8 protein-coding genes and 1 pseudogene are annotated in these 9,470 nt (G+C 54.1%); all 9 read left to right on the forward strand.

The features are described from left to right. Window positions 1–56: 56 nt before the first annotated feature. The gene (locus ACPUC8_RS20580) at window positions 57–971 is read left to right on the forward strand and encodes an ABC transporter permease subunit (protein ID WP_494927213.1); all 915 of its coding nucleotides are present in this window, start codon (window positions 57–59) and stop codon (window positions 969–971) included. 10 nt (window positions 972–981) lie between these two features. Beyond that, a complete protein-coding gene (gene livM / locus ACPUC8_RS20585) occupies window positions 982–2,265 on the forward strand; it encodes a high-affinity branched-chain amino acid ABC transporter permease LivM (protein ID WP_494927214.1) in 1,284 nt (427 codons plus the stop codon). Further along, window positions 2,258–3,133: an ABC transporter ATP-binding protein gene (locus ACPUC8_RS20590; RefSeq protein ID WP_494927215.1), complete on the forward strand. Its 876-nt coding sequence runs from the start codon at window positions 2,258–2,260 to the stop codon at window positions 3,131–3,133. The genes livM and ACPUC8_RS20590 overlap by 8 nt, the downstream gene beginning before the upstream one ends. After that, window positions 3,126–3,875 (forward strand): ABC transporter ATP-binding protein, encoded by a 750-nt coding sequence (locus ACPUC8_RS20595; RefSeq protein WP_039336849.1) that lies wholly within the window; start codon window positions 3,126–3,128, stop codon window positions 3,873–3,875. Before ACPUC8_RS20590 ends, ACPUC8_RS20595 begins: the two co-directional genes overlap by 8 nt. A gap of 120 nt (window positions 3,876–3,995) precedes the next feature. After that, window positions 3,996–5,408 (forward strand): EmmdR/YeeO family multidrug/toxin efflux MATE transporter, encoded by a 1,413-nt coding sequence (locus ACPUC8_RS20600; RefSeq protein ID WP_494927216.1) that lies wholly within the window; start codon window positions 3,996–3,998, stop codon window positions 5,406–5,408. A 134-nt stretch (window positions 5,409–5,542) separates the two neighbouring features. Continuing rightward, complete coding sequence (locus tag ACPUC8_RS20605) at window positions 5,543–5,710, forward strand: hypothetical protein (RefSeq protein WP_494927217.1); 168 nt, start codon at window positions 5,543–5,545, stop codon at window positions 5,708–5,710. 332 nt (window positions 5,711–6,042) lie between these two features. Beyond that, window positions 6,043–8,322: a catecholate siderophore receptor Fiu gene (locus ACPUC8_RS20610; RefSeq protein ID WP_494927218.1), complete on the forward strand. Its 2,280-nt coding sequence runs from the start codon at window positions 6,043–6,045 to the stop codon at window positions 8,320–8,322. A 50-nt stretch (window positions 8,323–8,372) separates the two neighbouring features. Next, the gene (gene ybiX / locus ACPUC8_RS20615) at window positions 8,373–9,050 is read left to right on the forward strand and encodes a PKHD-type hydroxylase YbiX (RefSeq protein WP_283228920.1); all 678 of its coding nucleotides are present in this window, start codon (window positions 8,373–8,375) and stop codon (window positions 9,048–9,050) included. A 234-nt stretch (window positions 9,051–9,284) separates the two neighbouring features. Continuing rightward, window positions 9,285–9,470: pseudogene (locus ACPUC8_RS20620) on the forward strand (hypothetical protein); the annotation flags it as partial.

The raw sequence follows: 9,470 nt of genomic DNA on the forward strand, positions 1-9,470 counted from the left end.
CGGGGCTTTTCGCGATTGGACGCGAAATCTGCGTTCCTTTTACGTGCGAGAGATATATGGACGCTTTCTTCATACAGCAGATGATTAACGGCCTGACGTTGGGCGCGGTATATGGGTTGATCGCTATTGGCTACACCATGGTTTACGGCATTATCGGCATGATCAACTTCGCACATGGCGAGGTATATATGATCTCCGCCTACCTGTGTGCGATAGGGCTGGCATTACTGAGCTACTTTGGCATTCACTCCTTTCCACTGCTGATCTTCGGCACGTTGATTTTTACCATTATTGTCACTGCCGCCTACGGCTGGGCGATAGAGCGCATTGCCTATCGACCTCTGCGTAACTCCACGCGTCTTGCGCCCCTGATTTCAGCGATTGGCATGTCACTGATCCTGCAAAACTATGTTCAGTTGAGCCAGGGGCCAAACCAACAAGGGATTCCGACATTACTGACAGGCGTACTGCGCATGGAGATTGATGGCGGTATTGTGCAGATCACCTGGACCAAAGTGTTCATCCTTATCGCCGCCTTCTGCGGCATGGCATTACTGACCTGGATTATTCAATACACCAAACTGGGACGCATCTGTCGTGCGGTGCAGCAGGACCGACGCATGGCCTCGATTCTGGGTATCAATACAGATCGTATCATTTCTCTGGTGTTTGTGATTGGCGCGGCGATGGCCGGGTTGGCGGGTGTGCTGGTGACCATGAACTACGGCACCTTTGATTTTTATGCCGGGTTTATTATCGGCATCAAAGCCTTCACGGCTGCGGTGTTAGGCGGTATTGGTTCTCTGCCTGGCGCCATGTTGGGCGGGTTGCTGTTGGGCGTGGCGGAAGCGCAGTTCGCGGGGCTGGTGAACTCTGATTATAAAGATGTGTTCTCCTTTGCTCTGCTGGTGGTGATTCTGATCTTCCGTCCGCAGGGGCTGCTGGGACGTCCGCTGGTTGCAAAAGTGTGAGGATGCCGCGATGAATGCAATGACGCAAAGTACGGGCGTGCGCGAAGCACTGCTCGATACACTGCTGGCTGGCGTGATCGCGCTGGTGGTGTTTGGTCCCATCGTCGGGGTGGTGTTGGATGGCTATAGCTTTAAACTGTCGCCTCAACGTGTTGCACTGCTGGTGGCGCTGGTAATGGTGGGGCGCTTAGTCATCAGCCTGATTCTGCATACGCCCTTTGGCCAGCGCTTTAAGCGTAAGTTTGAAGGCAATGACGACGGTGTTTACGTCCGGGAACCGGGCTATCGTTCGCGGCTGCGTTGGGTGTTGCCGCTATTGCTGGTGGTGGCGCTGGCGTTTCCCTTTCTCTCAACAAAATATCTGTTAACGGTGGCGATTCTCGGGCTGATTTATGTTCTGCTCGGTCTTGGATTAAACATTGTGGTGGGTCTCGCCGGGCTGCTTGATTTGGGCTATGTGGCCTTTTACGCCATTGGTGCCTACGGTCTGGCATTGGGCTACGAATACCTCGGCTTAGGGTTCTGGAGTATGTTGCCGATTGCCGCGTTGCTGGCCGCTTTTGCCGGTGCGCTGCTGGGCTTTCCGGTGCTGCTCATGCACGGTGATTATCTGGCCATCGTGACGTTGGGTTTCGGTGAAATTATCCGTCTCGTGCTGACCAACTGGCTATCGTTTACCGGCGGCCCCAACGGTGTATCGGTTCCTTCACCGACCTTTTTTGGCCTTGAGTTTGCCCGACGCGCGCGGGACGGTGGGGTGCCTTATCACGAATTTTTCCACCTTGATTACAACCCCAATATGAAGTTCATCTTCATTTATGTGGTGCTGGTGCTGGTGGTGCTCCTGGTACTGTTTATCAAGCATCGCCTGACGCGCATGCCGATTGGTCGTGCCTGGGAGGCGTTGCGTGAAGATGAAATTGCCTGCCGCGCCATGGGGCTGAACCACGTTCTGGTAAAACTTTCGGCGTTTATGCTGGGCGCATCCACCGCGGGTATTGCCGGGGTGTTTTTTGCCAGCTATCAGGGATTTGTCAATCCAACGTCTTTCACCTTTTTCGAATCTGCATTGATCCTCGCGATTGTGGTGCTGGGGGGAATGGGCTCGACGCTGGGCGTGGTGCTCGCGGCTTTTGTGCTGACCGTGGCGCCCGAACTGTTGCGCAGTTTTGCAGAATATCGCGTCCTGCTGTTTGGCATGCTGATGGTATTGATGATGATTTGGCGACCGCGCGGTCTGGTGCGTACCGCACGTGTTGGCGTACCGGTGAGAAAAGGAGTGCGCCATGAGTGATGCCATTCTGCAAGTGGATAACCTGATGATGCGCTTCGGCGGCATCAAAGCGCTCAATGATGTCAGCCTCTCTGTAGAACGCGGTTCAGTCACCTCGCTGATTGGCCCTAATGGTGCCGGTAAAACCACAGTGTTCAATTGTCTGACAGGATTTTATCGCGCCACGGGCGGGCGCATTATGCTCAATGCTAACCAGCGCAGCACTGACGTGATTCAGGTGCTGGGGCAGAAAATTCACCCACAGGATTGGCTCAATCCTGCACGTCTGGGATCGCGAGTCTGGTACAAAATGTTCGGCGGAGCCCACTTGGTCAATCGCGCTGGGCTGGCGCGCACCTTTCAAAACATCCGTCTGTTTCGTGAAATGTCAGTGGTCGAGAACCTGCTGGTGGCCCAGCACATGCAGGTTAACCGACAGCTTTTAGCGGGGGTACTGAATACGCGTGGTTACCGGGAAGCGGAAAACCGGGCACTGGATCGCGCCTTTTACTGGCTGGAAAACGTCGATTTAGTCTCCAGTGCGAATCGGCTGGCGGGGACGCTCTCTTATGGCCAACAGCGGCGATTAGAGATTGCACGCGCCATGTGCACGCGTCCCGAATTGATCTGCCTGGATGAACCCGCAGCAGGGCTGAACCCGGTTGAGACCGATGCACTGAGCCAAATCCTGCATCGCCTGCGGGCCGACCACCGTATTAGCGTGCTGTTGATTGAACATGATATGCCGATGGTGATGCGTATTTCCGATCACATTGTGGTGTTGGATCATGGCGATGTGATTGCGCAGGGCACACCGCAGCAAATCCGCCACGATCCCAAAGTGATTGCGGCTTATCTCGGTGCCGATGAGGAGAGCGACCATGGCTGAGCCGATGCTGAGTTTTGAACAGGTGGATGTGTTTTACGGCCCTGTGCAGGCCCTCAAGCAGGTGTCATTGACCGTGAATCAGGGCGAAACTGTCGCCTTGATTGGCGCGAACGGCGCAGGCAAATCAACGCTGCTGATGTCGATATTTGGTCAACCGCGCATTGCCAGCGGTGAGATTCGCTTACGCGGAGAATCGATAAGCCACCGCAGCACCCATTTTATCGCGGCCAGTGGTATTGCCCAGGCACCCGAAGGGCGGCGCATCTTCCCAGACATGACGGTGGAAGAGAATTTGCTGATGGGCACTATCGCCGTGGGGGAACGCCACGTCAAAGAGGACAAGGAGCGAATGTATCAACTGTTCCCACGCTTACTGGAACGGCGCAAGCAGCGCGCCATGACGCTCTCCGGCGGTGAGCAACAGATGCTGGCAATTGCGCGGGCATTGATGAGTCGCCCGAAGCTATTGTTACTGGATGAACCCAGCCTGGGCCTGGCACCGATCGTGGTGAAGCAGATCTTCAACATCCTGCGCGAATTGACTCAGCAAGGCATGACGTTATTTCTGGTGGAGCAGAATGCTCGTCATGCGCTGCAACTAGCTGACCGTGGCTATGTCATGGTCAACGGAGAAATTAAATTGAGCGGCAGTGGGGAAGAACTCCTAAATAACGATGAGGTGCGTAGCGCCTATCTCGGTGGTGCAGCGGATCCTGCGGTGGTGGCGACAAAAAGTTTGTAATAATGATTAAATGGTGACGGGAAACACTTTGCATATTTCTCAGTGGCCTATCATCATTATTACTCTTCTTCTTCTCCAAAGTGATTTGGTACTCCCTTGCAAAATCCTGGCGTAGCAGTGATGCGTGCGGTCAGAAATACGGCGTGGTATCCCAAACGTCGCTCTTATCGCACGCTGTTGTGGCGTGAAATCACCCCATTGGCCGTGCCCATCTTTATTGAAAACCTGTGCGTGATGCTGATGGGCGTCCTGAGTACTTTCCTGGTGAGTTGGCTGGGCAAGGAAGCGATGGCGGGCGTTGGCCTGGCTGACAGCTTCAATATGGTGATTATCTCTTTCTTTGCGGCGATTGATCTGGGTACCACGGTGGTGGTGGCCTTCAGCCTTGCCAAACGCAACGGCAAACGCGCCCGTGCGGCGACGCGCCAGTCGCTGGGATTAATGACGGTGCTGGCCTTTGTGCTGGTGATCGTGATTGAGTTCTGGGGGCATTTAATCATTGATGGCATAGCCGGCAGCGCTGAACCCAAGGTGAAAGAGCTTGCGCTTAGCTATCTGCAAACCTCGGCGTGGAGCTATCCCGCAGCAGCGATTGCGTTGATTGGCAGTGGCTCATTGCGCGGTGCAGGAAACACCAAAATTCCAATGCTTATCAATGGCGGCATGAATATCCTTAACATCGTGATCAGTAGTGTGCTGATTTACGGTGCCATGGGGTGGGAAGGCATGGGATTTGTCGGGGCCGGGCTTGGGCTGACTATCTCCCGCTATATCGGTGCGGCTGCGGCCATTTATGTGCTGTATCGCGGTATCACGCCTGCGCTCAGAATCAGCATCGCCAGCTATTTTCGTCGCTGGAATCGTAACATCCTGATGGAAGTGTTGGGGATCGGTGTACCCGCCAGTATTGAGTCTGTGCTGTTTAACGGCGGTAAATTGCTGACGCAGATTTTTGTTGCGGGTATGGGCACCAACGAAATTGCCGGTAACTTTATTGCCTTCTCCATCGCCACGTTAATCAATTTGCCCGGGAATGCCCTCGGTTCGGCATCCACCATTATTACCGGCAAGCGCCTGGGCAAAAACCAGGTGATGCAGGCAGAAAGACAAATCAAACACGTGTTCTGGCTGGCAATGATTGGCTTGTGCACGCTGGCCTTAATCACGGTGCCTTTGGCGGGCACGCTGGCGAAGTTCTATACGCGCGATCCTGAAGTGATCGAGGTAACGAAACACCTTATCTGGCTGAACGCCGCCTTTATGCCTATCTGGACTGCCTCGTGGGTGTTGCCTGCTGGGCTGAAAGGCGCACGCGATGCGCGTTATACCATGTATGTGTCGATGTTTAGCATGTGGGGCGCACGCGTGGTGGCGGGGTATGTGCTGGGTATCATGTTTGGCATGGGTGTGGTGGGCGTCTGGCTCGGTATGTTCCTCGACTGGACTGTACGTGGCGTGTTCTTCTGGCTGCGCTTGACCAGCGGAAAATGGCTCAATAACTATCATCGAATGCTGGCAAAGAGCAGGGGATAGGCGTGTGATGGCCGCTGCAGAGTGCGGCCATCACAATATGCATTAACTGGGATTCCATCGCATATCTAATCGTTTTGGTTATCACGCGCTCTGCGCTTTACTGTCAGGGTCAACCATTACTGGAGAGCCTGACGATGAAAACCATCCTGTCGCAGTGGTTCAACCGCTTAATTAACGCTGATGTTAAGCCGCACGAAGAACGCGAGTTCGACCTCAGCAATCATATTGATTTGCTGATCCCAGTCAGCCAACTGTATGGCATTGAATTCCATCCGTCGGTGTATCGCTATTATGAAAGATGAACACTTCCTTCAGGTGATGCGCTACAGCTACTGGAATGAACTCTGCACTGCCCAATAAAAAACCCGCTGCCATGTCCAGCGGGTTTTTTCTGTCCGCATTTTCCCTCTTGTTGAAAAAATTTCGTCTCACCCCGCCGTCTCATTCAACCGTATTGATTCTGTAATCTTAACGTAAAGAAATGTATTCCCAATCCTCACATTGCGTGTAAAGATAGAAAAGTAAATGATAACCATTGGCGTTATCATTTAGGTGTTGCATGCCAAAACGGCCTTTTAGCTTTGATGGGATGTGATAAGCGCGTCAATAACGATAAGAAACCTTCCCTTTTAAAATGGATAAAAATCGCACTCTGCCGTTTGGCAGTTTCAATTCGCTGACCTTGTTCACGGGTCTCTGTATTGGTATTTCTCCTGCTGCCAGCCTGGCTGCTGACACCTCAACTAAAAAAACTGACGATACGTTAGTGGTGAACGCGCAGACTCCGTCGCTGTATGCGCCGAACGCCTCTGCTGACCCTAAATTTAGCCGCCCGCTGGTAGACACCACCCGTACCATGACGGTGATCAGCGATCAGGTGATTAAAGATCAAGGCGTGAATAATCTGACCGATGCGCTAAAAAACGTGCCAGGCGTGGGGGCGTTTTATGCCGGTGAAAACGGCAGCTCATCAACGGGGGATGCCGTCTACATGCGCGGTATGGATACCTCGAACAGCATCTATGTTGACGGTATCCGTGATATTGGCAGCGTGACGCGTGACACCTTTAACACGCAGCAGGTTGAAGTGATCAAAGGACCATCCGGCACCGATTACGGTCGCAGCGCGCCATCCGGCTCGATCAATATGATCAGTAAGCAGCCGCGTCTGGATACCGGTCTGGATGCCTCTGTCAGCGTCGGCAGTGCGTGGATGCGTCGTGGCACGCTTGATTACAATCAGGCAATTAACGATAACAGCGCTTTCCGTCTGAATTTGATGGGTGAGAAAACTCACGATGCGGCACGCGATAACGTGGAAAACGAGCGTTATGGCGTAGCGCCTTCACTGGCATTCGGTCTGGATACGTCAACGCGTCTGTATCTGAACTACCTGCATGTGCATCAAAACAATACGCCAGATGGCGGCATCCCGACGATTGGTTTGCCGGGTTACTCTTCGCCAACGGCAGCCACGGCGGCACTGAACAACTCAGGCAAAGTAGCGACCAGCAACTACTACGGGACTGATTCGGATTTCGACAAATCGACGACCGATACGGGCACCATTCGCTTTGAGCATGACCTCAACGACAGCACCACCATTCGCAACACGACGCGCTGGTCGCGTGTTAAGCAGGAGTATCTGCTGACTGCGGTGATGGGCAGCACCATTACCACGCCCAACCCTAACGATGTCGGCACCTGGACCTGGACGCGTAATGCCAACCTGAAAGATGTCAGTAACCGCATTCTCACCAACCAGACCAATATCACCTCGAAGTTCTATACCGGCTCGGTGGGGCACGATATCAGCGCAGGTGTCGAGTTCACGCGTGAAAATCAAACCAACTACGGCGTGAATGCGATCACTGCGCCTGCGGTGAATATCTATCACCCTATCAGCAGTATTTCGGTGGGTGGACTGGATCGTAACGGTGCAAATGCCAACGGCCAGACGGACACCACCGGCATTTATGCCTTCGATACCTTAGCCATTACCAAAAGCTTTGAGTTGAACGGCGGCATCCGCCTCGACAGTTATCACACCGAGTATGACAGTGCGACGGCTTGCGGTGGTACGGGACGCGGTGCATTGGCTTGCCCAGCGGGTACGGCACCGGGTACACCTTTGACCACAGTGGACACCGCGAAGTCTGGCAATCTGGTGAACTGGAAAGCCGGTGCACTCTATCGCCTGACAGAGCAGGGCAATGTGTATGTTAACTATGCCATCTCGCAACAGCCTCCAGGCGGCAGCAGTTTTGCGTTGGCGGCTGGTGGCACGGGTAACAGTGCTAACCGCACCGACTTCAAACCGCAGAAAGCCAAGTCAAGTGAAGTGGGCACCAAATGGCAGGTGCTGGATAAACGCCTGCTGCTGAATGCAGCGTTGTTCCGCACCGATATTGAGAACGAAGTGGATGCTAACGATGATGGCACCTACTCACAGACCGGCAAAAAGCGTGTCGAGGGCTATGAGTTATCAGCCACGGGTAACATCACGCCTGACTGGGAAGTTATTGCCGGTTACACCATGCAGCACGCCTCCGTGAAGGAGGGTGCAGCAGTGGCGCAAGACGGGTCGTCTTCGATTGCCTACACGCCTAAGCACGCGTTCACCTTGTGGACACAGTATCAAGCCACTGACGCGATTTCAGTTGGTGGAGGTGCACGTTATGTTGGCAGCTTGCGTCGCGGCAGTGATGGCGCAGTTGGCACGCCTGATCATACCGAAGGCTACTGGGTGGCAGATGCCAAGCTGGGTTATAAGGTGAATAACAACCTCGATCTGCAGTTCAACGTGTACAACATTTTCGATACCAACTACGTTGCTTCGATCAACAAGAGTGGCTACCGCTATCATCCGGGTGAACCACGTACATTCCTGTTGACGGCAAACGTCCACTTCTAAGTGCTAACGTGGGGCGTGCGCGCCCCATTTTTATTAGAGAGAACAACGCGATGATGTATCACATTCCCGCCGTACTGGCACCGGAAGAGGTGGCGAAATTCAGTGAGCTGTTACAGCAGGCTGAGTGGATTGACGGACGTGCAACGGTCGGTAGTCAGGGTGCGACGGTCAAAAATAACCAGCAGATTGACACACGCACACCGCTTTACGATCAACTGCAAGCGGCGGTGATGCAGGCGCTGAACACCAACCCGCTGTTCTTTTCTGCCGCGTTACCGCGATCGATTTCGACACCCTTGTTTAACCGTTACGAGCAGGGGGAAACCTACGGTTTTCACGTTGATGGTGCGGTACGCCATAACGGCGCGGCGGGCTGGATGCGTACCGATCTTTCCGCCACGCTGTTTCTCAGCGAACCAGACAGCTATGACGGCGGCGAGTTGGTGATTGAAGATACCTACGGCCAACACAAAGTGAAGCTGCCCGCCGGCCATCTGGTGCTCTATCCCTCCAGCAGCCTGCATTGTGTCACGCCTGTCACTCGCGGTGCTCGTGTGGCGTCATTTTTGTGGATTCAGTCGATGGTGCGTGATGATAAACAGCGCGCAATGCTGTTTGAGCTGGATCGTAATATCCAGAGCCTGAAAGCGCGCCATGGTGATAGTGAAGAGTTGCTGTCGCTGCTGAATATGTATCACAACCTGCTGCGTGGCTGGACGGAAGTGTAATCCCCTGACCGCGCATGGAGCGGTCTAAAGTGTTACCCATGTGCCCGGTTTGCACCTGAATGCGCACCATACGAAAACCGTGCACGTTCGGCGTAAGGTCGCCATTTATGGCGTAATGCTTGTCAGTTAAGCGACTGGCTATAACGCCGTCTGGGGCCGCACCGGGGCTGGCGGTCCTCGCGCCGCTATCGCGGTGCCTTCACTTCACTCGTCTGCCTTAACGGACCGGTGCCGATGGAACATCCATGTTCCAGCGCCACCTTTCGCCCGCGTCCTGCGGGCTCTCCTGGCATACTCACTCCGTTCAGCGCTGCGGAATGCCTGCCCGGTGCGGCCCCAGCCAGCTCATTAGCTTCAATGCGCGTTGTCAAAAAGGGCACATTGTCTGAAGCGCTGACGCCCCTGCTGCCCCCTCAGGGT

The sequence above is a fragment of the Pantoea sp. CFCC18177 genome, from assembly GCF_059412425.1.

Excerpts from the sequence above, each read along its gene's own strand:
- ACPUC8_RS20580 (WP_494927213.1), top strand. The coding sequence starts at position 57 with ATGGACGCTTTCTTCATACAGCAGATGATTAACGGCCTGACGTTGGGC.
- livM (WP_494927214.1), top strand. The coding sequence starts at position 982 with ATGAATGCAATGACGCAAAGTACGGGCGTGCGCGAAGCACTGCTCGAT.
- ACPUC8_RS20590 (WP_494927215.1), top strand. The coding sequence starts at position 2,258 with ATGAGTGATGCCATTCTGCAAGTGGATAACCTGATGATGCGCTTCGGC.
- ACPUC8_RS20595 (WP_039336849.1), top strand. The coding sequence starts at position 3,126 with ATGGCTGAGCCGATGCTGAGTTTTGAACAGGTGGATGTGTTTTACGGC.
- ACPUC8_RS20600 (WP_494927216.1), top strand. The coding sequence starts at position 3,996 with ATGCGTGCGGTCAGAAATACGGCGTGGTATCCCAAACGTCGCTCTTAT.
- ACPUC8_RS20605 (WP_494927217.1), top strand. The coding sequence starts at position 5,543 with ATGAAAACCATCCTGTCGCAGTGGTTCAACCGCTTAATTAACGCTGAT.
- ACPUC8_RS20610 (WP_494927218.1), top strand. The coding sequence starts at position 6,043 with ATGGATAAAAATCGCACTCTGCCGTTTGGCAGTTTCAATTCGCTGACC.
- ybiX (WP_283228920.1), top strand. The coding sequence starts at position 8,373 with ATGATGTATCACATTCCCGCCGTACTGGCACCGGAAGAGGTGGCGAAA.